We start from the raw sequence: 25,508 nt of genomic DNA on the forward strand, positions 1-25,508 counted from the left end.
TTAAGGACGATTGATAACTATTTTTTTGATAATTTTTGAATGATCATTACGTTCCAAGACAATCAGATAAGTTCCAATAGGAAGGTTGGTAACACTGATACTTTTGGTTCCGTTGAGGCTAAACTGTTTAACGGGTTGCCCCTTTGTATTGATCATTGTAGCTCTTTTAAAAATGGTACTGTCGGCAGCTATTTTAAAACTGTTTCTGGCCGGATTTGGCCATATTTTTATAGTGGTGTCCGAATAGGTGTCTTCAAATTCGTTGGGTTTGTCCGGAATGGTTTTGGTTACCGATTCCGGTTGGAACCGGGAAAGAATTGGTAGTCGGGTTCCGTCAGCTCCAACAGCATAGATATTCCCGGCATTTTTAGGAAAATAAACCAAGGTTGTTTTTCCGGTAAGATCGCCAGTGGCATAGGTCGTCACAAAAAGCACCTTTTTGTCGGCTGTAATTGTCTCGAAAGCGACGGCATTTTTCCAGACCGTATGCGCAATCCGATAATAGGTTTTTCCGGGAGCGATAGTATTGTCAATTGTAAATCCGGTGTTGATGGTGCCTTCCGGATTCAGATTGTTTTTATACATATACATATTTCGTGCGGTAATATAATGTAGTACCGGCGATCGGGGTTTGGGATATTTTTTGGCGGCAATATAGGCTTTTGTTGCCTCGATATTGGCTTGAGTGATCGTGATTTTTCCAGGCGTATAATCGTTTACAACCGCGTCAAATGGGATCAGGAATCCGGATTTAATAAAAAAATCGGTTAAGTCCTGCTGAACGGCATCACTCGCATATTTGACAAAATTCATCATTTGCTGACCGTTACTGACCGGCTTCCCATTGTACGGAGCGTTCCGTATAGACTGTGTGATTATACCGAGCCAGTTAGCATAATCGGTATTTCCGCCAATGTTATTGTTGGCTATTACCTGTTCCAGAGTTGGAGCGTTCATGCCGGCACCGGCAATGGAATAATAGAGCTGTAGCTGCCAGAAAGGTAATAGCCTTTCGAAAATATTGCTACGACTCATGATGTTTTTTTGTTTCAGACCAACTTCGTTGTAATAACTGTTATACAAATTACCGGTAAGACGAGTGCCAAGATACGGATCGTCTGTCGTTTCCAACCGTGTTAAACGGGAATGACTTAGGATATAACTGGTATAAGCTGAGTAAATCATGTTGGTTACCTCGAAAGTTCCGGTCCATTTCAAACCATTAGGAAACTGATTTTGTTGTCCAAACCTGTTCGCAATTGCCCATATGTCGAGCTGATGCGGCGAAGTAAGAGCATTTTGATTCCAGCTGAGGTCAAAATGAGCGTGATGGTTTGAGGCATAATAGCCGCCTTTTGATTCAATCCAGGCGAACAACCGGTTAGGGGGGACAAGATTGTATTTTACCAATCCCATCTGATGGAACTGTATTGCAATAATAGAATCCCATTTCTGGATAAGTTCCGGTCCTTTAAAAAGAGTATTTTGAATTAGCGGTTCCTTAAGGATGTTTATACCGATATGTTTTCCCACCAGATCTACTTTGGGATATGCTTTGTTAAGTAATGTTTTCTGCCATTCCTGAAAAGAAGAAGTGGCTGATAAAAAACCATTTACCGTTCCGGTAGTAATATTGATTTTAACATCGGGTAAATCAGGAATATCACTGTTATACTCGATATACGCCAATCCGCTATTGGTGACGGTAAATTTGTTCAGTCCGGGTTTGAGGAAATAAATACTTTCTTTAGCATCTGTTTCGTTGGCGAAATCCTTTATTTTTAAAGAAACACTTCCTTTGGATGCATTGTAATCGGTAACAAATACAATCGCAATAGCATTGTTTTCAAACGCAATACCCGTGGGATTCTGATAACAACTGTATTCATATGTATTCTGTAAAATCGTTTTTGTTTTTAGCGGAGACGGTACCGCTTGATAGTGTTGTACCCGGAACTTTTTGGGATCGGCTTTATCCAATAAATGCAATGCCAGTTTTTTAAAAAAAGGATCGGATATGGCATTGATGTCATTTGCCGTAATACCGGAGCGTAAATCCGAATAGAGTCGATCCGTAAAAATAGTCAGATACTGATCGGTTGGTTCTCTTTTCTGGTAAAATTCGATTTCGGCAATACTGGCAAAATTGTTGTATCCGCTCAATACGGTTATGCGCACCTGTGCAGGTTGTTTAAAGCTATGGGAAAACGGAATCATGGCCGAGGTGTTTTTGAACCCGCAGTCATAATTTTCCACTACGGTCTGGTAATTGCCGTTAGCCGTCCGGGCTTCGACTTTAATACGACCGAAGATACCGTTACGATTGCCGTCTTGTCTGGGATGATAAACAATATAGTCCATCTTGTCGGCAGTAGAAAAATTATAGACCAATGAATAGGGAAGCGCTTTATGAGTATGGTTGGAATGGTAAAGAGTACTTCGTTTTCCGTCAAAAGACAGGCTGATTCCTTCGTTGGCCTGATAGTTTGATGCGGAGGCACTGCTAACAGGAAGTTTCAGATCGTCTAAATGAGCCACAGAACCAGCTTCAATGGAAAATGAATCCGGTTTGGGGTCGATTTGCGGTTGTGATGAATAGAAAGCCATTTCGGCCACACTCGAAAAATTACCATAACCGGATTTTACGATAAACCGTATGACGACAGGATTGTCGACTCCCGGTCCGGGTAATGACAGCACTTTGACATTTTGCGTTTGTTGCCAGTTTACAGTAGTGAGTGGTTGGAACTGAAATGGATAATCGGTTGCGGCCCATATTTCGACTTCGCCCCATCTGCCCTTGGTTGCCCCGTCATGTCTGGGCGTATATTCGATAGAACTGATGTTGGGAACCTGAAAAAAATAGTAATCCAGTGTATCGGGTATTCCGGTTTTGGACCATTCGGACAGGTATATGGTCGCGGTATTGTTGTCACAACTTTTATCGGGACCTTGTCTGGGCTGAAACGGTCTGCTGGAAGTAACCTTATATGGTTTTACACGGAAAACCTGAGCAGTTGCCAGAGTAAAGGATATCTCGGGAAGTAACAACGTGACAAAGAGGGTAAAAATTATTTTTTTCATTGCTGATCAATATATGTAATACGGAATAAATTTAAAATATTGTAATACAGCTGTTTAATATTGTCTTGTTATGACCTTTAAAAGCTTTTTTTGTCTAGTTGTTTTTCAGAATTGACAAAAAAGAAGTAACGAAAAAGGAACAACAGCGTTGGTTTCGGAATATTCTAAAAAACAAAAGGAATGGAATTGCAACATATTGTGATAAAATATATATTTATTGCAAAAAGCTTAAAATGATTGCTTTTTTGTTAAGAAAATCAGTTAAAAATTTGTTTTACTGTTAGAATTGTAAATAGAATTAGTAAATTGCACGGCATATATAGGATGATTTCTCTCCTTACAAGAAGGAATATCAGATCACTAAACCAATACTATTTTACATGTCAGTTTTAGAAAAAATCAATTCTGCCGAAGCGATTGCTCTGGAGGATAAACACGGAGCGCATAATTATCATCCGCTTCCGGTAGTATTATGCAAAGGGGAAGGTGTTTTTGTCTGGGATGTGGAAGGTAAGAAGTATTATGACTTTTTATCGGCCTACTCAGCCGTAAACCAGGGACATTGCCATCCGAAAATTGTTAATGCAATGATCGAACAGGCGCAAACATTAACATTGACTTCAAGAGCGTTTTACAACGATAAATTGGGAGCTTACGAAAAATTCGTAACCGGTTATTTCGGATTCGATAAGGTATTACCCATGAACACCGGAGCCGAAGCCGTGGAAACCGCTTTGAAATTATGCCGTAAATGGGCATATGAAAAAAGAGGCATTCCGGAAAATCAGGCGCAGATTATTGTTTGTGAAAACAATTTCCACGGTAGAACCACCACGATTATCTCTTTTTCCAATGACGAAAATGCCCGCAAGAATTTCGGGCCGTATACGGAAGGATTTATCCGTATACCTTATGATGACATTGCTGCACTGGAAAACGCGCTTAAATCGAATAAAAACATTGCAGGATTCCTTGTGGAACCTATTCAGGGAGAAGCGGGCGTTTATGTGCCGGCCGAAGGCTATCTGGCCAAAGCAAAAGAATTGTGTGAAGCACACAATACTCTTTTTATTGCCGATGAGGTACAGACGGGGATTGCACGTACCGGAAAATTACTGGCCGTACAACACGAAAACGTACAACCGGACATTCTGATCTTGGGTAAGGCCTTATCGGGAGGAGCCTATCCGGTTTCGGCAGTATTGGCAAACGATGCGATAATGAATGTGATCAAACCGGGACAACACGGATCTACTTTTGGAGGAAATCCGGTGGCGGCTGCAGTAGCAATTGCCGCGTTGACTGTAGTCGAAGAAGAACAACTGGCAGTCAATGCAGAAAAATTAGGAGCATTATTCCGGGCGAAAATGAACGACTATATTGCCGGAAGTTCGATCTGTACATTAGTGCGCGGAAAAGGACTTTTAAATGCAATAGTGATCAACGATACAGAAGAAAGCGATACCGCCTGGAACATCTGTATGGCGTTACGCGATAACGGTCTTTTGGCCAAACCAACCCATGGAAATATCATCCGTTTTGCACCGCCTTTGGTGATGAATGAAGAGCAGTTGCTGGACTGTGTTGGTATTATCACAACCACATTAAAGCAATTCGAAAAGTAAAAATAATTTAGAATATTGTTTATATTGTAAAAGCAGCTTTCGGGCTGCTTTTTTATTGGAATTACGACAGAAGGTAAGTTGCTGGTTAGAAAAGAAGAGGAATGCAAAAGTTTGCTATTTTTGAATAAAATAAAACAAGTGATATGAAAACGATGTATATACTGTTGTTTTTCGGAATGGGCGCCTGGGCCTTGTACGAACAAACACAACCCCATCCAAACATCTGGGTGCAGATAATAGCAGTGGTGATTTTCTTTTACGGGATGATGAAACTAATGGAGAAAGTGCCGGGTAAAAATCAGGAAAAGGAGGAAGAAGATGTTTAATATAGGAGACCATGTTGCGGCACTTGATGAGGATATCAGTGGCGTGGTAAAAGAAGTAAAAAAGGATCAGGTTTTAGTGGAAACTAGTGATGGATTTTTGATGACATTTTTTGTCAAAGAACTTGTTAAGATGGATAAATCCAGTAAGTTAGATGTTTTTAATTCAGGTATGACTTTAGATACTGTTTTAAAAGAAAAAGAGCTGCCTAAAAAGCGCTCTTTTGTAAAAGAAAAGCGTTCCCGTAAGGATGAATTTGTCCTGGAAATCGATTTGCATATTGAAAAATTGGTACCCTCAAAACGAGGAATGTCAAACTATGATATCCTGACAGTGCAAATGGAAACGGCGCAACGTCAAATCGAATTTGCGATAAAAAACAGGATTCCCAGAATTGTTTTTATTCATGGTGTCGGGGAAGGAATTTTAAAAGCCGAGCTGGATTTTTTACTGGGGCGATATGACTCGGTTGTCTTCCAGGATGCCGATTATCAGAAGTACGGATTGGGAGCGACAGCGGTTTATTTTAAACAAAATGCAAATCGCTAAGCATAAAAAAAAGACCGGATATGTCCGGTCTTTTTTTTTATGTTTTTTAGAATATTGTTGTATTAGTTTGTGATGTAATCTCCGAAAGTATATTGCGGATGAGTGAAGGATTGCGTGCCTTTTTGGTAAACAATATTTTGGAATGTCAGGTTGTGTTTATATCCGATAACAGTTGTGTTGGTCGGATCAAAAATTTCGGTTGTAACGATCGTAATACTACCTTGACTGGCGATCCATTCTTCGCTTAAAACAATCGGAGTGACAGGGGCACTTCCGGCGCAGGCAACAACGGCAGAATAGTCAGGATTCGACCCGGTAACCGACGAGGAATACATTCTGTAAATCACCTTTGCGGTATCTTCCAAATTGATGGTTTGCGTTCCGGCCTGACTTGGGTACGAACCGGTAGGTAAATCGACCAGTAAAAATTGACCACCGTTTTTAAGATAAATTTTGTTATCCGAACAATTTTGCGGAACCGCTCCCGGAAACGAAAAACTTAAAGTGTTATTAGCCGAAGTATAGGTCCCGAAAAGATAATCCGGGAATGAAAGCGTTGAAGTATTATTGCTAAACTGCGTGTTCTTAAATTTAATCAAATGACTATAGCTGATCCGGGTCGACAGGGAGGTAGGATCAACAGTTGGAATCATCGTGGTGGTTATTGCAACGGTTCCTCCGGGTTTTACATTAAATTCATCCACTACCGACGGGCTGGAAGGCGGTATGATCGAACAGATAGAGGAAGAAGTTACACTGCCTGAATAGGTACGATAGATAATATCGGTCGGATTAAGAATTGTATAGACTCTTGGCGTATTGAGTGGTGTTTCTTCATTTTTGAAAAACGAAGGACTGATATTTAAAAGCATTAACTGATTATCACTGGTTTTCAACAAGATGTCATTGTTGGTGCATTTTTGAACGGCAACACTGCCAAAATCAAAGGTCTCCACGACAATATCACCGTCGTCACAGCTATTCAGAAGGAATAAGCATACAAATGCGCTAAAAACTTTTTTCATTTGATTATAGAATTTGCAACAAAAGTAACTTTTTTTGTATTTACTCCGGACGGATCAGATGAAATTCAACTTAATTGCTATATTTGAAACTCATAACTAATCTAAATCAAGTTCTTGTACTTATGGAAGTATCGCCAACTAAGACCAACTATCCGGCGCTGTATACCCTGATTAACGTGTTTTTTTTCTGGGGTTTTATCGCTGCGGGAAACAGTATTTTTATCCCCTTTTGTAAACATTATTTTTCACTCGACCAATTCCAGTCCCAGCTGATCGATTTTGCCTTTTATACGGCCTATTATACGGGAGCCTTGTTGCTGTTTATCTTCGGAACCTTTAAAGGGAGGGATGTCGTAGGGAACTGGGGATATAAAAAGAGTATTGTCTACGGACTTCTGTTTTCGGCCTTGGGAGCGGGAGCGATGATTCTGGCGGTTGAAAGCAATATATACATAGGAATGTTGATCGGTCTTTTTATCGTAGCACTTGGTTTTTCGCTGCAACAAACAGCAGCCAATCCGTTTGCGATTTCACTGGGCGACCCCAAAACAGGAGCCAGCCGGGTGAATCTGGGAGGCGGTATCAATTCGTTCGGAACCACTATCGGACCGATCATTGTAGGACTTGCCTTATTTGGAACGACCGCATCGGTAACAGACGAACAGATCAAACATCTCGAACTGGACAAAGTTATAGTGTTGTACATCTGTGTGGGCTTGTTGTTTCTGGGTGCGGCTGCCATGTTCTATTTCTCGAAAAAAGTACCGGCCGGAATCTCAGACGAACCTATGGAAAAAGCAGGTAAAGCAATGCGTTTCCTGATTGTAATGACGGTATTGCTGGTATTTATTTTTGTACCGGTTTTTAATAGTTATAAAAGCGAAGAAGCACTAAAAATAGAAGTGCTTAAAAAAGAAATTAAAGCAATAAAAGCCACTGTTTCGGAGGATGATGATCATGTAGAGGCCGATCGTGTTATAAAAAAGATAGAGGCGGAGATAACTGTACTTAAAGGGCCGCTTGAAAAAAAGAGAATGTTCTGGTTGTCCGGAGCCTTGTTGGTAATTATTGGAGGCTTGTTGTTTGTTAAGCAAAGTGCCGTGAAAAAAAGTGAAGGCTGGGGCGCGATGCAATATCCGCAATTGGTTTTGGGAATGTTGGCCATCTTTACCTATGTAGGTGTGGAGGTAGCCATCGGAAGTAACCTTGGCGAGCTACTCGGGCTTAAGGAATTCGGAGGCTATAAATCGTCCGAAATTGCACCTTATGTCTCCATGTACTGGGGAAGTTTAATGATTGGACGTTGGGCCGGAGCGATCAGCGTGTTTAATTTAAGTCAGACAAAAAAACTAATTGCGTTAATCGCGGTACCATTACTTGCATTTGTAATTGTTTTGCGACTCAATATTCTGGTAGGTCAGGATGTGGAACCGCTGTATTATTATGTGATTTGCGTAGTGGCACAGATCGGTGCTTTTTTCCTGAGTAAAGACAAGCCGGCAAGAACCCTGATGGTTTTTGGATGCATGGGACTTATCGCTATGATAACCGGATTGATGACAGAGGGTATTGTTGCAATTTATGCCTTCCTGGCGGGTGGTTTGGCCTGTAGTATTATGTGGCCGGCTATTTTTAGCCTTTCCATTATGGGATTGGGAAAATACACGGCACAAGGATCGGCTTTTTTGGTGATGATGATTTTAGGAGGTGGTATTATTCCGCCTATTCAGGGTAAATTGGCCGACATTATCGGAATTCATAATTCGTATGTGATTCCGGTGATTTGTTTTGCCTATCTTACTTTCTTTGCGATCATCGTAAAATCGATACTGGCCAGACAAAATATAGATGTGGATGCGACAGAAGTAAAAGCCACACATTAATAGATTAAGAAAAAGCTAAATTCAGATTCGGAGCAGGGGAAATCGTTACCTTTGCTCCGAATTTTATTTTCTGATGAAAGCAACAAAATACTACCTGGCTGCTTTTGTGGCCTTTTTGATCTGGGGATTTTTTAGCCTCGGATTAAAACCAATCCATGATTATCCCTCACTGGATATTTTGTTTTACCGCGTCTTTTTAGGGGTGGTATTAATGTCGTTGATCAATATAGTATTTCGCAGAAGTATCATTAAAAAAGACTGGACTAATTTTAAAAATATGCTACCCAATCATAAACGACAGATCCTGTTTCTGACGTTAGGAGGTTCCGTTTTGTTAATGGCAAACTGGTTCTTTTTTATCTTTGTGATGAACCATGTGAGTGTAAAAGCGGCTTCGTTCGCTTATCTGGTATGTCCGATTCTGACAACTGTTTTCGCTTATTTTATACTTCGCGAAAAGCTGAGTAACGCGCAATGGACAGCCGTAGGAATTAGTGTTTTTAGTTGTGTATTGTTATCGTACAATCACTTTATGGATATTTTTTACAGCCTGATTGTAGCCGCGACCTATGCATTGTATCTCGTGAGCCAACGCAAAAATAGCGAAATGGATAAATTCCTGTTGTTAAACATACAACTGTTGGTGGCCGGAATCTGTATGCTACCATTTTATCCGGTGTATAGTGGCGCTTTACCAACAGAAGGTTTGTTTTATGGTTATTTATTGATCATTGTTGTGGTGTTTACGATAATACCATTGTTTTTAAATTTGTATGCGTTAAAAGGAGTTAGCTCGGCAACGGTGGGAATCATGATCTATATCAATCCGATCATCAATTTCCTGTTGGCGGTTTTCTATTTTAAAGAACCGGTAAGTGTACAACAATTGTCGGCCTATTCATTGATTTTGGTTTCGATTGTGGTTTTTAATGAAAAGTTACTCTTCAGACGGCATAAAAAACAGTTAGAAGTATAATTATGAAAAAAGTATATCTGGATAATGCATCCACCACGGCGATCCGGCCGGAAGTGGTTCAGGAAATGGTAAGCGTTTTAACGGAAGACTACGGAAATCCGTCATCGACACATAGTTTTGGTCGTAGTGCCAAAGTGTTGCTGGAAACGGCTCGGAAGTCGATTGCCAAACAGCTAAACGCCAATGCGCAGGAAATTATTTTTATGTCTTGTGGTACGGAAGCCGATAACTGGGTTTTGCGTTCGGCGGTTAAAGATTTAGGAGTGCACCGTATTATTACTTCCAAAGTGGAGCATCATGCCGTATTGCATACGGTGGAAGTGTTGCAACACGAATATGCCATTTCGGTCGATTATGTAAACGTATTACCAAATGGTGGAATCGATTTCGCACATCTGAGCGAATTACTCGGACAGGAACAAAAAACACTGGTGAGTTTGATGCATGTCAATAACGAAACCGGAACAATTCTGGATTTGGAAAGAACCGGGCGTATCTGCAAACAACACGGGGCTTATTTTCATTCGGATACGGTACAGTCGATTGGTAAAACCGAAATGGACTTGCAGGAGTTGCCGGTCGATTTTGTAGCGGCAAGTGCGCATAAATTCCACGGGCCAAAAGGAGTGGGATTCGCATTTGTCCGAAAAAATACCGGAATCCAGCCGTTGTTATATGGCGGCGAACAGGAAAAAGGATTGCGCGCCGGAACCGAAGCGGTACATCAGATCGTAGGGATGGCAAAAGCATTAGAATTGTCGTATGCCAATTTGGAAACCGAACGCAATCAGATCACCGAACTTAAACAATATCTGATAAATGCGTTGCAGACTGCTTTTCCGGGTACGCAGATCAACGGTGGTGAAAATGGATTTTATAATATTGCGAATGTATTGTTGCCGTTTTCTAATGATAAAACCGCGATGATATTGTTTAATCTCGATATGAAAGGGATTGCTGTTTCGCGCGGAAGTGCTTGTCAGTCGGGAAGTATCAAGCCGTCGCATGTATTGGCAGAAATACTTTCGGACGACGATTTGAAAAAACCAAGTCTGCGGATTTCATTAAGTCATTTCAATACAAAAGAAGATATCGATTTGTTGGTGGAAGCGTTGAAAACGGTGTAAACTTTTTCTTTCGGATTTCTGATTTAGTCTTATTTTTGCGGCCTGATAAAAAAAAATATGAAAAAAGTAATTATGGCTGTTGCGGCCGTTTTTGGATTTGTAATACAGTCTGGTGCGCAGCAAAAAGGAGATGTAGAACTCGGAGCGAATCTGGGTTTTAATTATGCAACGGTGCAAAAAGGAAGTGAAGATACAAAAGAGCACTATGGTATGAATGCGGGAGTGTCGATCGATTATTACTTTTCAGATCAATGGAGTATCAAAACAAAACTGACCTATGATCAAAAAGGATGGAATCGGGGATCAATCTATTTAATAGATACACCCTATATTACTTATGGAACCAATTACGATTTGGATTATCTGACAGTTCCGGTAACCGCAAGCTGGCATTTTGGAAAAAAGCGCAACTGGTACCTGGATCTTGGTCCTTATGTGGGCTTTTTATTAAGTGCGAAAGATTCGCGGTTTAAACGGGATGTAAAAGAGTATTTTAATCAAACCGATTGGGGATTGGCTTTGGGAGTTGGACTTAAAATCCCGGTTACAGACAAACTTAAATTATTTGTAGAATGCGATAGTCAATCCGGTTTTTCTGATCTGGCTCAAAAAAAAGAGGATAAGTCGTACCGAAATTCCAGAGTTGCCTTGAATGTAGGAATGAATTTTACAATAAAATAAAACGAAATAGGATACCGGATATGTTTTTACCCGGAATCTGTTAAAAGGGATACTTGTTTTTTCAGGTATCCCTTTTTTGTTTATTTTTTATAGATATCCGGCCGGTGAATCTCCATCCATTTCTCCGGACTGGCAATAGGTTTCCAACCGTATTTTTGGTACAATTCGTGCGCATCAGCGGTTAGTAATATCCAACGTCGCAAATCCTGTAATTCCGGATGTGACATAATGGTCTCCAGTAACCATTTTGATAATCCTTGACCGCGATAGGCTTCCAGTACAAAAACATCACCCAGATAAGCCATGGTCGAAAAGTCGGAGACAACTTTGGCATAACCCACTTGTTTGTTTTCGTGAAAAATACCAAAACAAAGTGCGTTTTCAATCGATTTCTGAATACGGGCTACCGGAATATCTTTACTCCAGTACGATTCCTGCGACAGATAGTGATGAATAACGTTGATGTCCAGTTTGGATTTGTCGGTAGAAATGGTAAAGGCACCTTTGGTTTGCGTGATAATTCTCATTTTTATAAGGTTTGGTTATAAAGAATCCATCTGAATGATTGGTTCGTCAAAACAAAGCATGGATTAATGGATATAAAGTTAGGTATTTGTAGTAAAATCGAAAGCAAATGATCCAATGATTTTAACCGGAGAAACTACTGCAAAACGGAAAGTCTCCGGCGATAATAAAGGTTTAAAGTAGGTTTAAATTTTCAGGTTTTCAAAGGAATGCCTATTTTAGCATCTCAATAGAAAACAGATGATTTCAGAAGCACAATTTCAGCACGAACTAGATTTGATCATTACGAATGCCATCCGCGAAGATGTAGGAGATGGTGATCATAGTTCGTTAGCCTGTATACCGGAATCGGCTACCGGAAAAGCAAAATTATTGGTGAAAGACGACGGTATTTTAGCTGGAGTGGAATTTGCCCGTATGGTGTTTCAATATGTCGACCCGGGCTTGCAGATGGAAGTGTTTATTGCTGATGGGACTCCTGTAAAATATGGCGATGTGGCGTTTCATGTTTCCGGAAGTTCCCAATCGATACTAAAAGCGGAACGATTAGTACTAAATGCGATGCAGCGTATGAGTGCAATCGCAACCAAAACCAAAGTATTTGTTACACTTTTGGAAGGTACCGGAACGAAAATACTGGATACGCGTAAAACCACACCGGGAATACGCGCAATTGAAAAATGGGCGGTAAAAATAGCCGGCGGCGAAAATCATCGTTTTGCATTATACGATATGATTATGCTAAAAGACAATCATATTGATTTTGCGGGAGGAATTACTAAAGCCATTCAGAAAACAAATGCCTATCTGCTGGAAAAGAATCTCGATCTTAAAATTATCGTTGAAGCCAGAAATCTGGGCGAAGTACGTGAGATCTTGGAAAATGAAGGTGTTTATCGTATACTGTTGGATAATTTCAATTATGAGGATACCCGTAAGGCTGTTGAAATGATCAATGGTAAATGCCTGACGGAGTCGTCCGGCGGAATCAACGAAGAAACCGTACGTCATTATGCCGAGTGTGGTGTAAATTATGTTTCTTCCGGAGCGCTAACGCATTCTATTTATAATATGGACTTAAGTCTGAAAGCGATTTAATTTGTATATTACATCAAAATATAAAACGAAACGATAACGGTAGTGTCAAAAGAAATCGAAGAACAAATTGAAAAAATACCGGTACTGAACAAGCTGATGGCTTTTATTAAAACGATAAAAGTTCCCGGGCTTGAAGGACTGTCTTTATATGACTTGTTGGAATTATACGGAATCGGTATCGCCAAAGGTGCCTTTTCGTATCGGGCGGGTGCTATTGCCTTTAGTTTCTTTATGGCACTTTTTCCGTTCGCTCTTTTTATACTGAACTTGATACCTTATATCCCGTTAGAAGGATTTCAGGAAGATTTCTTAAAATTCGTAGCCGATAGCGTACCGCCAAATACCTATGGGGCTATAGAAGCCATTCTGATGGATATTATGAATAATAGTTATAAAAGTCTCCTTTCATCGGGATTCTTTTTGTCGATATTTTTAATGTCCAACGGATTAAATGCGGTTTTGGGCGGATTCGAATCGTCCTATCATATTACGATTACCAGAGGTTATTTTAGGCAATATGCGGTAGCCATCGGGTTGTCGATTATTTTTTCCTTTTTCCTGATCGTAACGGTAGCGGCCATAGTCGTGTCGGAGGTCGTTATTCAGATGTTATCCAATCGACTATTGTTGGACGATGTGTTGTTTATCCAGTTGGCGCGGTATGCTTTTATCCTGATCATGTTGTTTGTATCGGCTTCATTTCTGTTTAAATTCGGAACAAGAGAAACCAAACAGATTCCGTTTTTTAATGCCGGAGCGATCTTTACTACGGTTTTAGTGGTAATCTCTTCGTATGTATTTGGAATTTATGTGGTGCGGTTTGCGCGGTATAACGAACTGTATGGATCGATTGGTACACTTCTTGTATTGATGTTTTATATATGGATAAATTGTATGATCTTGTTGCTTGGGTTTGAATTAAATGCGACTATTAACAAATTAAAAAGAAAAAATTTATATATTTAACAAAACGAAAAATCTATAATTATGAGAAAACAACTTTTGACGGTATTCTTTGTAGCATTTGTAGGACTGTTCTCAGCGCAGGCACAAGGTGTGGTGGGCAAATGGAAAACAGTTGATGATGAAACGGGTGAAGCAAAATCAATAGTGGAAATCACGGAATCCGGAGGAAAAATCTATGGTAAAGTGGTTGAGATTTTGAATCCGGCGAAGAAAAATGCGAAATGTAAAGATTGTAGCGGTGAAGATAAAGACAAACCAATCTTAGGATTGACGATTATAAAAGGATTAAAAAAATCCGGCGATGAATATACCGATGGAAAAATCCTGGATCCGAATAAAGGAAAACTATATAAATGTACCGTAAAATTAGACGGTCACGATAAACTAAATGTTAGAGGGTATGTAGGTATTTCGTTAATTGGAAGAACGCAAACCTGGTCAAGAGTAAAATAAATAGCTGTTAAATAGTATAAAAAACACTTCTCCCGGGAAGTGTTTTTTTATGGTCAGCCGTTATCTTTGTAATTTAAAACCAACCGATGTCCTATTTTGTAGAAGTTGTCTTACCGTTAGCTTTGGATAAAACCTTTACGTATCAGGTTTCCGAAGCTGAATACGCATTCCTTAAAAAAGGAATGCGCGTGGCGGTACCATTTGGTAAAAACAAGATTTATACGGCACTGGCGATCGAATTACATCGGAACGAACCGCTATTGTATAAGGCAAAGGAAATTCATCAGATACTCGATGAAGTACCTGTGGTAAACGAATTTCAGATTGAACACTGGAAATGGGTAGCCGACTATTATATGTGTAGTATTGGTGATGTGTATAAAACCGCATTGCCTTCTGGTTTTTTATTGGAAAGTGAAACGATTATTGCTGCGCCTCAGGATGTGTATGCCGATAGTAAGGAGTTAGAGGATGATGAATTTTTAATCTGGCAGGCGTTACAACAACAGTCGTCCCTGAAAGTAGAAGATATTATGGCGATTCTGGGAAAAAAGAATGTTTTTCCGGTGTTGAACAGAATGTTGGCCAAAAATGTACTGACACTTCAGGAGGAGGTAATCGAAAAATACAAACCGAAAGTAACAAAATACATCCGCCTACAACCGGAGTTTTTACAACAGGAACAGTTATCGGAATTGTTGGAACTGCTGTCCAGAGCACCGAAACAACGGGAATTGGTCTTGCAGTATTTTCAATTGCAGGCAACCGAAAAGAAACCGGTTTCCGTTAAAAAATTAGTTGAGATTTCCGGAGCGGGTCAGGCAGCTGTAAAATCGCTGGTCGATAAAGCGGTTTTTGAAGAATACTATTTGTTGGAAGATCGGGTTCGTTTTGAGAAATCAGAAGATTCCGGTTTTGCGTTAAGTGCTCCGCAGCAAATAGCGTTGAACGAAATTAAAGATAGTTTCGAAAAACAAAGTGTATCCTTATTGCACGGTGTTACGGCTTCCGGAAAAACGGAAGTCTATATCAAGCTGATCGAAGAATATATACAATCCGGGAAACAGGTGTTGTATCTGTTACCTGAAATTGCGTTAACGGTTCAGTTGGTAAGTCGCCTTACGGCTTACTTTGGAAACCAGATCGCGGTTTACCATTCCAAATATACCAATAACGAAAGAGTAGAAGTCTGGCAACAGGTATTGCAAAATTCCGAAAAAGCCAAAATTGTAATCGGGGTACGTTCGGCTTTGTTTTTGCCGTTTTCGAATCTGGGACTTATTGTAATCGACGAAGAGCACGAGCAGACATTTAAGCAGTTTGATCCGGCACCGCGATACCATGCCCGAGATGCAGCTATAGTACTGGCGGCAGCGCACCGGTCAAAGGTGCTTTTGGGATCGGCTACGCCAAGCCTGGAAACCTATTATAATGTACAATCCGGGAAATATGGTTTGATTAATTTAACGGAACGCTACGGAAAAGTGTTGTTGCCTGAAGTTTTTCTGGTCGATTTAAAAGATAAATACAAGCGGAAACGGATGAAAGGGCATTTTAGCGATACGCTGATCGAGGCTATTTCGGAATCGTTATCGTTAGGCGAACAGGTAATTTTGTTTCAAAACAGAAGAGGGTATTCTCCTTTTGTGGAATGTATGACGTGTGGACATGTGCCACAATGCCCAAATTGCGATGTAAGTCTTACCTATTATAAGTATAAAAATCAATTGCGTTGTCATTATTGTGGGTATTCGATTGCGAATCCTACGCATTGCCATGCTTGCCAGTCGGTGGATTTATCGACCAAAGGGTTTGGGACGGAACAGATCGAAATGGAATTGCGGGAACTTTTTCCGGAAAAAAATATCGGTCGGATGGATCAGGATACCACCCGTGGAAAATATGGATATGAAAAGATAATCGATGCTTTCCGGGAACAGGAAATCGATATTCTGGTCGGAACGCAAATGTTGGCTAAAGGTTTGCATTTTGATAATGTAACATTGGTTGGAATCATGAATGCTGATAATATGCTGAATCAACCCGATTTTCGTTCGCACGAAAGGGCTTTTCAAATGATGATGCAGGTAGCAGGTAGGGCGGGAAGAAGTGAAAAGAAAGGAAAAGTGATGATTCAAACCTATAATCCGTACCATAATATTATCCGGCAGGTAACGTCTAACGATTATATCGGAATGTATAAAGAACAGGTTTATGAGCGGCACAATTTTAAATACCCGCCTTTTTACCGATTGGTAAAACTGACGTTAAAGCACCGTGATTTTGATAAATTAAAAGAAGGTTCGATGTGGATGTATAATGTGTTGACGCAATCCCTTCAAATCCCGGTTCTTGGTCCGGAAGAGCCCGCTATAAGCAGGATCCGGAATGAATACATCCGGACAATCCTGATTAAGATTCCGCAGAAAAGCCATTTGGGGAACACCAAAAAAATGATACGGAAAATTGGAAGCAGTTTTGAGGCAATCCCGCAATACCGGGCGATAAAAGTCTCGGTTAATGTGGATAATTACTAAGCGTTTTCGATCGCTTTTACCAAATCTTCTTTTTTGTTCCGGCTCAATGGGATTTTATTGGTGCCGATTTCGGCAAATTTACTGTTGAATTTGTCGATTTTATCAATGTTAACAATAAACGATTTGTGAACCCGGATAAACTTATCTTTCGGGAGTTCGTTTTCAAACGCCTTCATGGTCGACAGTACCAGATGATTATCCTCGTCGGTAATTACTTTTACATAATCCCCGTAAGCTTCGATCCATTTAATCCTCGAAATGTAAATTTTAAGTTTTTTAAGATTGCTCTTGATAAAAATAAACGGACTTTCCTCGTCGGAATTTTCTTTTCCGAGCAAAACAAAGTTCATCGCTTTTTTTACAGCAACATTAAATCGTTCGCGGGTAATGGGTTTGTGCAAATAATCGGTAGCGGCATAATCAAATGCTTTAACGGCATATTCCGTTTTTGATGTAATGAAAATCACCTGCGGTTTTGCCTTCAATCCGTCTAGTAAATCAAAACCGTTTATAACCGGCATTTCGATATCCAGAAATACCAAATCCACATTTTTATTGGTAATGCAATTCTTTGCCTCAATGGCATTAGAGAATTCGCCTACAAGGGAGAGATTTGGGTTCTCGGTTACGAGTTTGGTAATGGTTAAACGCTGAATACTACTATCATCAACTACAATACAGTTTATCTTCATATTCTAATAAAATCAAATAAGTTTATTTTAGTAATAAAAATAGGAAAACAGATCGGATTGACAAAGGATAGTTCGGATAAAAACAGTATGGAAGGTAAAAAAAAGAAAATACCCTTGTAGATTAAATATAAATCGCTATTTTTGCACCCAATTTTATAACAAATAAATTTTATTCTTATGAATCATTATGAAACTGTTTTCATCTTGAATCCCGTTTTATCTGAGCAGCAGGTAAAGGAAACAGTAAGCAAATTTGAAGATTTTCTTACTTCTAAAGGAGCAGAGATGGTAGCGAAAGAGGATTGGGGCTTAAAAAAATTAGCGTACGAAATCCAACACAAGAAAAGTGGTTTTTATCACTTATTCGAATTCAAAGCATCTGGAGATATCTTAGCTTCATTTGAAACGGAATTCCGTCGTGACGAAAGAGTAATGCGCTTTTTAACTGTAAGTTTAGACAAACATGCAGTAGCGTGGGCTGAAAGAAGAAGAGCAAAATTAAAATCTACAAAAGCTTAATTAGTATGTCAAGTATTGAGCAATCTGCAAAAGGAAAAAAAGACGGGGATATCAGATATCTTACGCCTTTAAACATAGAAACAAACAAAACTAAAAAGTACTGTCGTTTCAAAAAAGCCGGAATCAAATATGTTGATTACAAAGATCCGGACTTCTTATTGAAATTTGTGAATGAGCAAGGTAAAATCCTTCCTCGTCGTTTAACAGGAACTTCTTTGAAATACCAAAGAAAAGTATCTGTAGCGGTAAAAAGAGCACGTCATTTAGCATTAATGCCATATGTGGCTGATTTATTAAAATAAAAAAGAGGCGAGATTATGGAACTTATATTAAAACAAGACGTACAAAATTTAGGTTTTAAAGACGATGTAGTATCTGTTAAGCCAGGTTACGGTCGTAACTTTTTAATTCCTCAGGGTTTTGCTATTTTAGCAACTCCATCGGCTAAAAAAGTATTAGCTGAAAACTTAAAACAAAAAGCGCACAAAGAAGCTAAAATCGTTGCTGATGCGAAAAGTTTAGCTGAAGCGCTTAAAGCTTTAGAGATCAAAATCACAGCTAAAGCTGGTGGTGAAAAATTATTCGGATCTGTTACTAATGCAGATATCGCTGAAGTTTTAGAGAAAAACGGACATGCAATCGATAGAAAATTCATCACTTCTGGTATCGTTAAACGTACAGGAAAATACAATGCTTCTATCCGTTTACACCGTGATGTAATCGTAGAATTAGCATACGAAATTGTTGCTGAAAAAGCATAATTTTAGCAAAATAAAGCAAAAGCCTTCCCAGTCGGGAAGGCTTTTTTTTATACCTTTATGTTTTGCCGGCCATCGGAAGCATCCGGTTGCGGTACTAAAACAATAACAATGAGATATACGCGATTAACAAAAGAACAACTGGAAGAACTGCACCCGGAATTTGTAAATTTTCTGGCCACGCAATCGGTCGATAAAGCCGAATGGGATAAAATTAAAGCACAAAACCCGGAAGTCGCCGAACAGGAGATCGATGTTTTTTCCGATCTGATCTGGGAAGGTGTGCTAACCAATGCCAAATACTTGGAACACTATTCGAGGCACCATATTTTTCTGTTTCATTGCAGTGATATTCACATGCAAACCATTGTAATCCATTCGCTGGTTGCGGAAGTCGATTTTTTAACCAAAGAAGGACTGGACTGGCTTAGTGATAATCTGTTTACGGATAATGTTGAAATCCAGAAAGGACAAAAGGTTTTTGTCGACGAACGCAACGACGAAATATTCGGACTGGTTCGTCAGGGAGCCATTCTGTGTGACGGCGATTTGTACCGTCAAATGGAAAATATACTCGAGTAATAGAAATTCGGAATTACATCCCGAAATTATCAGAAATTGGTTAAATTAGTTCCTTCAAACTGGTTTTCCCAATTTTTGTATTTTATGGACGTTTTACAGACTATTCAGGCGCTGAGAGAAATATTGAATCAACACAATTATAATTATTATGTGTTGGATAACCCAACAATCTCCGACTACGATTTCGATTTGAAATTAAAAGAATTACAGGCACTTGAAGAGCAGTATCCGGAATATTTTGACGAAGATTCGCCAACCCAGCGTGTGGGCGGTTCGGTAACGAAAAATTTCGAAACCATTTTACACGAATACCGCATGTATTCGCTGGACAATTCGTATTCCAAAGAGGACTTGTTGGATTGGGAAAAAAGAGCGCAGAAAATACTGGGTGATGTCCCGTTGGAATATACCTGCGAATTAAAATACGATGGGGCTTCCATTAGTATTACGTATGAAGAGGGGAAGTTAAAACGCGCCCTTACCCGTGGCGACGGTTTTCAGGGGGATGATGTGACCAATAATGTTAAAACCATAAAAGCCGTTCCGATCCGTTTAAAAGGTGATTATCCTCCGAAATTTGAAATTCGGGGGGAAATTATTCTGCCGTTTGCCGGTTTTGAAAAAATGAATCAGGAATTGATTGAAATAGGAGAAACACCCTATTCGAATCCGCGGAATACCGCCTCGGGAAGTCTGAAATTACAAGATAGTTCCGAAGTAGCAAAAAGACCGTTGGATTGCTTGTTATATGCACTCGTGGGACAACAATTACCGTTTCAATCGCAGTTTGAAGGCCTGGAAAAAGCACGTCAGTGGGGTTTTAAAGTGCCAAAACAAGCGCAATTGGCCCGAAATATGGAAGAAGTTTTTGCTTTTATCGATTATTGGGATACACACCGTCATACGTTGCCGTATGAAACCGATGGTGTGGTGATCAAGGTAAATAGTCTACAATATCAGGATGAATTGGGCTATACGGCAAAATCACCGCGTTGGGCGATTGCCTATAAGTTTAAAGCCGAACAGGTGTCGACCCGTTTGTTGTCGATTGCCTATCAGGTAGGACGAACCGGAGCGATTACGCCGGTAGCCAATCTGGAACCGGTTCAGTTGGCCGGAACGATTGTAAAACGCGCTTCGCTACACAATGCGGATCAGATCGAAAAACTGGATATCCGAATAGGTGATACTGTTTTTGTTGAAAAAGGAGGCGAGATCATTCCTAAAATTATAGCTGTTGATGAAGCGCAACGACCAGCCGATTCGCAGCCTACCGTTTATATAACGCATTGTCCGGAATGTCAGACCGAGCTGGTACGGAAAGAAGGGGAAGCACAGCATTATTGTCCGAATTTCTATGGATGTCCGCCGCAAATCATTGGGCGAATTCAGCACTATATCTCCCGTAAAGCGATGGATATTGAAGGCCTGGGAGGGGAAACCGTAGCTTTATTGTACAATAACGGATTGGTACACGATTATGCCGATTTGTATGAATTGACAAAAGAGCAAGTGATTCCGTTGGAGCGAATGGCTGAAAAATCAGCGGATAATTTGATCAAAGGAATTGAAAAGTCTAAAGAAGTGCCGTTTGAAAGGGTGTTGTTTGCGCTGGGAATCCGTTATGTAGGGGAAACCGTAGCTAAAAAACTGGCCAAACACTATAAAACCATCGATGCATTGGCACAGGCAAGTCTGGAGGATTTGGTTCTGGTTGATGAAATCGGTGAGCGAATCGCACAGAGTGTACTGGATTTTTTTGCAAACGAAGCTAATAAAATTATCATCGAACGATTGCGAAGTTTTGGGGTGCAACTGGAAATGGGTGTGCATCACGATACGGCCGTTTCGGAGCTGTTGTCGGGTAAAACGTTTGTAGTGTCCGGTGTTTTTGAAAAATTTTCCAGAGACGATCTTAAAAAAGCGATAGAAGACAATGGTGGAAAGGTGGCGAGTTCCATATCGAAAAAAACCGATTATGTGGTGGCCGGAGCCAATATGGGGCCATCAAAACTGGAAAAAGCGAGTCAGTTGAATATCCCGATTATCACGGAAGATGATTTTCTGCTAATGCTTCAATAAGTACGTTATTGTCAGGAGAATTATAGAAATTAACGTTTTTTTTTGATCCTAATCGATGGAATCTGCTTTTCCCGGAATTTTTGCGTTATTGTAGGGTGTCCTATTGTAACTTGCGGCAAAAATCTTTCATTTTTAATCTGTTATGTGGTGTAGTATGGAGCAAAAAGTAAAAGACGGAATAAGTGGGATTCTGATTTTGTTTTATTTTTTGATTGGCGGGATTTCGGTATTGAGTGAATATATGCAGGATCATTTTCTGACGTATATTTCGAAACCCTTCCTGATGCCAATATTGTTTTATCTCTATTACTTAAACTCCGAAAAGCGGAACAATGCTTTTGTACTCGCCCTTTTTTTTAACTGGATAGCCAATATTGCCTTTGTGGCGGCGACAAAAGATACGGTTTATTTCGGATCGCTGTTTTTTCTGTTGTACCGCGTGATGGTAGTTTATATGTTGGTGGAGCGGATTGCTTTTCCGAAGATCATCCCATTTTTGATAGGCTGTATCCCGTTTTTCTTTATTTATATTACCGTTACCAACCTTGTAAATGCTGAAATTGAAAACGGAATTTACCTGTTTTGGGTGAATGGGATTTTTATGATTTTTCTGGGTGGTTTTACCCTCGCTAATTATATATTAGATAACAATAAGGTAAATACCTTGTTACTGATAAGTACCTTATTGTTTACGTTTATCCAGTTTCTCGTAACGATCAACCTGTATTATCTTACGCTGTCATTGTTTCAGCCGATTTCGCTGGCGATGTTTGTAGTGGCGCAGTTTCTGCTTTATAAATCCGTTTTGATAATGGATTATAAAAGAGTGTTATACGACAATACTTCTTCCGGAGTGTGATTTCGTTTTGTTCGCGTCGAAATAAAAATCGATACGTCCTAAATTGATACCGTAACAACCTACCTGGTTGATCAATACTTCTTTGCCTTCCAGATTTTTTTCAATAACCGGTTTACTTAGGAAAGTGTGTGTATGTCCTCCAATAATCAGGTCGATGTCTTTGGTTCTTCGTGCCAAAAGAATATCACAGATACGCTCCGGTTCGTTGTTATATTTAAAACCGATATGGGATAAGCAAATCACCAGATCGCATTTTTTCTCGTGCTTCAGGATACGGGTCATTTCGGTCGCGGTTTCCACCGGATCGTTATAAATGGTTTCCTTATAAAGCTTTTTGTCCACAAGTCCCTGTAGTTCGACACCCAATCCAAAAACACCGATTTTAATACCGTCTTTTTCGAATATTTTATACGGTTTAACAATGTCGTTTAGAACCGTGTTTTTAAAATCGTAATTGGCTGAAACGAAATCGAATTTGGCATGCGGTAACTGCGCGTAAAAACCGTCAATTCCGTTGTCGAAATCGTGGTTACCCATAGTGGCCAGATCGTATTGCAGCATGCTCATCAGTTTGAATTCCAGTTCGCCGCCATAATAATTAAAATAAGGCGTTCCCTGGAAAATATCGCCGGCATCCAGTAGTAATACATTTGGATTTTCTTTGCGGATTTCCTGTATCAGACTGGCACGACGCGCCACGCCACCCATATTTGGGTTTTTGGGATCTGTAGCTGGAAACGGGTCGATATGACTGTGAACGTCATTGGTATGTAATATTGTAATCTTTTTAATATCCGGGGCAGTTGTAAAGCTGCTTAGTGAAAGGCCTCCAACGGTAACCAGAGCAGAACTCGCCAATGTGCCTTTTAAAAATTCTCTTCTTTTCATCTTCTTAATCTTTTATTCCAGGATAATTCTTTCGGTTGTGATAACAGGTATAGTGTCGACTTTTTTAAAGTAATCGATCAACAGATTGCGGAGTTTATAATCCATATCGTAGGATTGAATTCCCTTTTTAAAGAAATTCATGCTGTCGCCACCATTGGATAAATAATCGGAAGTAGCTACATAATATACCTGATCCTCCTGTAGTGGTTTTCCGTTTACGGTTAATGATTTGATGCTTAAAGTGTTCTTGTCGGCTACAATTTTTAATCCGGATAACGGATGCGGTTTGCGTTCTTTTAAAATATATTCGGCCATTTCGCGAATCTGAGCGCCTTTTAATGCAACAATGATCAAACTATTTTCAAAAGGCATGATTTCAAAAGCGGTACGCGTGGTAACATCGCCTTTTGGCAGTGGTGCGCGGATTCCGCCATGGTTCAACAGACAGATATCAATATTTTTTTTCTCGCGTGACTGGAAAATCGGGTTGCCCATTTCGATGGTTGCATCGGCCAATAGGTTTCCGATGGTTGTTTGCCAGGTTCCTTTGCTTTTGTCTAAGGTTTCGGGACAATAGGCCAGTACATGGTCGAGTTCCTGGTTGATGTGATTGCGGTAAGGCGCTACATAATCTTCGATAGATTTAACATCCGGGTAAACATTTGTGACACCGATTTGTTTTCCTTCAATTTTGGTGTTGTAGTACTTTTGCGTGGTACAGGAAACCGATAAAAAAATGCCCGTAAGGACAATAATTGAAGTTAAAATACGGTTATACTTTCTTAATTTTGTCATTTGTTATAATCCTTATTTAATTAACTTTGTATTCCAAGTAAAAGTACTATGTTTTTAAAAACAATAAAGGATTTTTCCCTAAAAAAAATCATTAAAAAAAGATTACCAAACTATAAACTGACCGTTACAACAGAGAAAATACAAACGATTGGTTTATTGCTGGATGAAAGTTATTTTTCGGCTCAGGACAATCTGATAAAGGAGTTGGTTGCACAGGGAATCCCGGAAAAAAACATTTCTGTTTTGATTTATAAAGATAAGATTAAGAAAAAAGAGGTCTTTAATTATCCTTTTTTTAGCAGAAAAGATATTGCTTTGGGAGGAGAACCGGTTAAAAAGGAAATACTGGATTTTTGCGAAAATCCGTTTGATATGCTGATTGGATATTATGATGTGGAAAAAGCACCGCTGGTTTGGGTGACATTACAGTCGAAAGCCAAATTTAAAGCCGGATTTGCTACGATCGATAAACGATTACATCACTTTATGATCGCTACGGTAGCCGAAAAGTACCAGGAATTTGTATCGGAATTGTTTCGATACCTGAAAATTTTAAACAAAATATAAAAAATAACCATGCAATCATTAATAGGAACCGGTGTTGCGCTTGTTACACCATTTAAAAAAGATTTTTCGGTAGATACTGAAGCATTGACCCGAATTGTAAATTATGTTGTAGAAGGCGGCGTAGAATATTTGGTCGTTTTGGGAACAACGGGCGAATCGGCAACATTAAGCCATGACGAAAAAGAATTGGTAATCAAAACGGTTATCGAGGCCAACAACGGTCGGTTGCCATTAGTATTGGGTGTTGGTGGAAACAACACGCATAAAGTGGTGGAAGAGCTAAAAACACGTGATTTTTCGGCTTTCCAGGCGGTACTTTCGGTGTCACCTTATTATAATAAACCAACTCAGGAGGGGATTTACCAGCACTTTAAAGCGGTAGCGGAAGCATCACCAATACCGGTTATTTTATATAATGTACCGGGAAGAACGGCAAGTAATATGGCACCATCGACGGTAATCCGATTGGCAAATGATTTTAAAAATGTGATCGGAATTAAAGAAGCGGCAGGTGACATTGTGCAGGCTATGAAATTGATTCAGCACAAACCGGAAGGCTTTTTGGTGATTTCCGGGGACGATATGATTACACTACCAATGGTTTTGGCCGGTGGTTCCGGAGTGATCTCTGTAATTGGTGAAGGATTTCCAAAAGAGTTTTCAGAAATGGTACGTTTAGGCTTGGAACGAAAAGTTGATGAGGCTTATAAATTACATTATCTGTTGGCCGACAGTATCGATATGATTTTCGAACAAGGTAATCCGGCCGGAATCAAAGCAGTGTTTAAATCACTGGGGTTATCGGAAGATACGGTGCGTTTGCCATTGGTAAATGTTAACGAAGATTTAGCAAAACGCATTGACGATTTTGTAAAGAAAATAGTAAATTAGCCTTTAATTAAAAAAAGAAATA

General features: G+C 39.7%; 25 protein-coding genes. 19 read left to right on the forward strand and 6 right to left on the reverse strand.

What is annotated here, in order from left to right; translation table 11 throughout:
• Positions 1 to 3,084, reverse strand: a complete 3,084-nt coding sequence (locus E6C50_RS07110) for a M60 family metallopeptidase (protein ID WP_136402510.1) — start codon at positions 3,082 to 3,084, stop codon at positions 1 to 3.
• A 380-nt stretch (positions 3,085 to 3,464) separates the two neighbouring features.
• Here E6C50_RS07110 and rocD point away from each other — a divergent pair, with 380 nt between their 5' ends.
• The 3 genes from rocD (at position 3,465) to E6C50_RS07125 (ending at position 5,582) form a co-directional block, all read left to right on the forward strand.
• Positions 3,465 to 4,709: an ornithine--oxo-acid transaminase gene (rocD, locus tag E6C50_RS07115; RefSeq protein ID WP_136402511.1), complete on the forward strand. Its 1,245-nt coding sequence runs from the start codon at positions 3,465 to 3,467 to the stop codon at positions 4,707 to 4,709.
• Positions 4,710 to 4,852: 143 nt separating this feature from the next.
• The gene (locus E6C50_RS07120; protein ID WP_136402512.1) at positions 4,853 to 5,035 is read left to right on the forward strand and encodes a hypothetical protein; all 183 of its coding nucleotides are present in this window, start codon (positions 4,853 to 4,855) and stop codon (positions 5,033 to 5,035) included.
• Positions 5,028 to 5,582 carry a Smr/MutS family protein gene (locus tag E6C50_RS07125; RefSeq protein ID WP_136402513.1) on the forward strand — a complete coding sequence of 185 codons (555 nt, stop codon included), beginning with the start codon at positions 5,028 to 5,030 and terminating at the stop codon, positions 5,580 to 5,582. Before E6C50_RS07120 ends, E6C50_RS07125 begins: the two co-directional genes overlap by 8 nt.
• Positions 5,583 to 5,644: 62 nt before the next feature.
• On the opposite strand, the gene E6C50_RS07130 is transcribed toward E6C50_RS07125, so the two are convergent.
• Positions 5,645 to 6,607 carry a hypothetical protein gene (locus tag E6C50_RS07130; protein WP_136402514.1) on the reverse strand — a complete coding sequence of 321 codons (963 nt, stop codon included), beginning with the start codon at positions 6,605 to 6,607 and terminating at the stop codon, positions 5,645 to 5,647.
• 122 nt (positions 6,608 to 6,729) lie between these two features.
• Here E6C50_RS07130 and E6C50_RS07135 point away from each other — a divergent pair, with 122 nt between their 5' ends.
• The 4 genes from E6C50_RS07135 to E6C50_RS07150 all read left to right on the forward strand — a co-directional run bounded on the left by E6C50_RS07135 (position 6,730) and on the right by E6C50_RS07150 (position 11,274).
• Positions 6,730 to 8,490 (forward strand): sugar MFS transporter, encoded by a 1,761-nt coding sequence (locus tag E6C50_RS07135; protein ID WP_136402515.1) that lies wholly within the window; start codon positions 6,730 to 6,732, stop codon positions 8,488 to 8,490.
• 73 nt (positions 8,491 to 8,563) lie between these two features.
• The gene (locus tag E6C50_RS07140; protein WP_136402516.1) at positions 8,564 to 9,466 is read left to right on the forward strand and encodes an EamA family transporter; all 903 of its coding nucleotides are present in this window, start codon (positions 8,564 to 8,566) and stop codon (positions 9,464 to 9,466) included.
• A gap of 2 nt (positions 9,467 to 9,468) precedes the next feature.
• On the forward strand, positions 9,469 to 10,593 hold the full coding sequence (locus tag E6C50_RS07145; protein ID WP_136402517.1) for a cysteine desulfurase family protein: 1,125 nt from the start codon (positions 9,469 to 9,471) through the stop codon (positions 10,591 to 10,593).
• Positions 10,594 to 10,650: 57 nt separating this feature from the next.
• Positions 10,651 to 11,274, forward strand: coding sequence for a porin family protein (locus tag E6C50_RS07150; RefSeq protein ID WP_136402518.1), 624 nt, complete (start codon positions 10,651 to 10,653; stop codon positions 11,272 to 11,274).
• 80 nt (positions 11,275 to 11,354) lie between these two features.
• On the opposite strand, the gene E6C50_RS07155 is transcribed toward E6C50_RS07150, so the two are convergent.
• Positions 11,355 to 11,801 (reverse strand): GNAT family N-acetyltransferase, encoded by a 447-nt coding sequence (locus E6C50_RS07155; protein WP_136402519.1) that lies wholly within the window; start codon positions 11,799 to 11,801, stop codon positions 11,355 to 11,357.
• A gap of 238 nt (positions 11,802 to 12,039) precedes the next feature.
• On the opposite strand from E6C50_RS07155, the gene nadC reads away from it, so the two are divergent.
• The 4 genes from nadC (at position 12,040) to priA (ending at position 16,853) form a co-directional block, all read left to right on the forward strand.
• Positions 12,040 to 12,897, forward strand: a complete 858-nt coding sequence (nadC, locus tag E6C50_RS07160; protein WP_136402520.1) for a carboxylating nicotinate-nucleotide diphosphorylase — start codon at positions 12,040 to 12,042, stop codon at positions 12,895 to 12,897.
• 42 nt (positions 12,898 to 12,939) lie between these two features.
• Positions 12,940 to 13,863, forward strand: coding sequence for a YihY/virulence factor BrkB family protein (locus E6C50_RS07165; RefSeq protein ID WP_136402521.1), 924 nt, complete (start codon positions 12,940 to 12,942; stop codon positions 13,861 to 13,863).
• Between the two features lie 21 nt (positions 13,864 to 13,884).
• Positions 13,885 to 14,316 (forward strand): DUF2147 domain-containing protein, encoded by a 432-nt coding sequence (locus E6C50_RS07170; RefSeq protein ID WP_136402522.1) that lies wholly within the window; start codon positions 13,885 to 13,887, stop codon positions 14,314 to 14,316.
• An 86-nt stretch (positions 14,317 to 14,402) separates the two neighbouring features.
• A complete protein-coding gene (gene priA, locus E6C50_RS07175; protein ID WP_136402523.1) occupies positions 14,403 to 16,853 on the forward strand; it encodes a replication restart helicase PriA in 2,451 nt (816 codons plus the stop codon).
• On the opposite strand, the gene E6C50_RS07180 is transcribed toward priA, so the two are convergent.
• Positions 16,850 to 17,545, reverse strand: a complete 696-nt coding sequence (locus tag E6C50_RS07180) for a LytR/AlgR family response regulator transcription factor (protein ID WP_136402524.1) — start codon at positions 17,543 to 17,545, stop codon at positions 16,850 to 16,852. The genes priA and E6C50_RS07180 overlap by 4 nt on opposite strands.
• A gap of 177 nt (positions 17,546 to 17,722) precedes the next feature.
• Between E6C50_RS07180 and rpsF the strand changes: the two genes are divergently transcribed.
• From rpsF to E6C50_RS07210, 6 genes are all read left to right on the forward strand, one after another.
• Positions 17,723 to 18,064 (forward strand): 30S ribosomal protein S6, encoded by a 342-nt coding sequence (gene rpsF / locus E6C50_RS07185; RefSeq protein WP_136402525.1) that lies wholly within the window; start codon positions 17,723 to 17,725, stop codon positions 18,062 to 18,064.
• Between the two features lie 5 nt (positions 18,065 to 18,069).
• A complete protein-coding gene (gene rpsR, locus E6C50_RS07190) occupies positions 18,070 to 18,366 on the forward strand; it encodes a 30S ribosomal protein S18 (protein ID WP_136402526.1) in 297 nt (98 codons plus the stop codon).
• Positions 18,367 to 18,381: 15 nt separating this feature from the next.
• Positions 18,382 to 18,825, forward strand: a complete 444-nt coding sequence (gene rplI, locus E6C50_RS07195) for a 50S ribosomal protein L9 (RefSeq protein ID WP_136402527.1) — start codon at positions 18,382 to 18,384, stop codon at positions 18,823 to 18,825.
• A gap of 108 nt (positions 18,826 to 18,933) precedes the next feature.
• Positions 18,934 to 19,404, forward strand: a complete 471-nt coding sequence (locus tag E6C50_RS07200) for a DUF6495 family protein (protein WP_136402528.1) — start codon at positions 18,934 to 18,936, stop codon at positions 19,402 to 19,404.
• An 84-nt stretch (positions 19,405 to 19,488) separates the two neighbouring features.
• Positions 19,489 to 21,486, forward strand: a complete 1,998-nt coding sequence (ligA, locus tag E6C50_RS07205) for an NAD-dependent DNA ligase LigA (protein ID WP_136402529.1) — start codon at positions 19,489 to 19,491, stop codon at positions 21,484 to 21,486.
• A gap of 154 nt (positions 21,487 to 21,640) precedes the next feature.
• Positions 21,641 to 22,345, forward strand: a complete 705-nt coding sequence (locus tag E6C50_RS07210; protein WP_136402530.1) for a lysoplasmalogenase family protein — start codon at positions 21,641 to 21,643, stop codon at positions 22,343 to 22,345.
• On the opposite strand, the gene E6C50_RS07215 is transcribed toward E6C50_RS07210, so the two are convergent.
• Both E6C50_RS07215 and E6C50_RS07220 read right to left on the reverse strand, forming a co-directional pair.
• Positions 22,316 to 23,233 (reverse strand): metallophosphoesterase, encoded by a 918-nt coding sequence (locus tag E6C50_RS07215; RefSeq protein WP_136402531.1) that lies wholly within the window; start codon positions 23,231 to 23,233, stop codon positions 22,316 to 22,318. The genes E6C50_RS07210 and E6C50_RS07215 overlap by 30 nt on opposite strands.
• Before the next feature lie 12 nt (positions 23,234 to 23,245).
• Positions 23,246 to 24,028: a 5'-nucleotidase C-terminal domain-containing protein gene (locus tag E6C50_RS07220; RefSeq protein ID WP_136402532.1), complete on the reverse strand. Its 783-nt coding sequence runs from the start codon at positions 24,026 to 24,028 to the stop codon at positions 23,246 to 23,248.
• A gap of 48 nt (positions 24,029 to 24,076) precedes the next feature.
• Between E6C50_RS07220 and E6C50_RS07225 the strand changes: the two genes are divergently transcribed.
• Positions 24,077 to 24,595: a DUF6913 domain-containing protein gene (locus tag E6C50_RS07225; protein ID WP_136402533.1), complete on the forward strand. Its 519-nt coding sequence runs from the start codon at positions 24,077 to 24,079 to the stop codon at positions 24,593 to 24,595.
• 9 nt (positions 24,596 to 24,604) lie between these two features.
• Positions 24,605 to 25,486 carry a 4-hydroxy-tetrahydrodipicolinate synthase gene (gene dapA / locus E6C50_RS07230; protein WP_136402534.1) on the forward strand — a complete coding sequence of 294 codons (882 nt, stop codon included), beginning with the start codon at positions 24,605 to 24,607 and terminating at the stop codon, positions 25,484 to 25,486.
• Positions 25,487 to 25,508 lie beyond the last annotated feature (22 nt).

Source organism: Flavobacterium supellecticarium (assembly GCF_004801375.1).
Classification (GTDB): Bacteria; Bacteroidota; Bacteroidia; order Flavobacteriales; family Flavobacteriaceae; genus Flavobacterium; species Flavobacterium supellecticarium.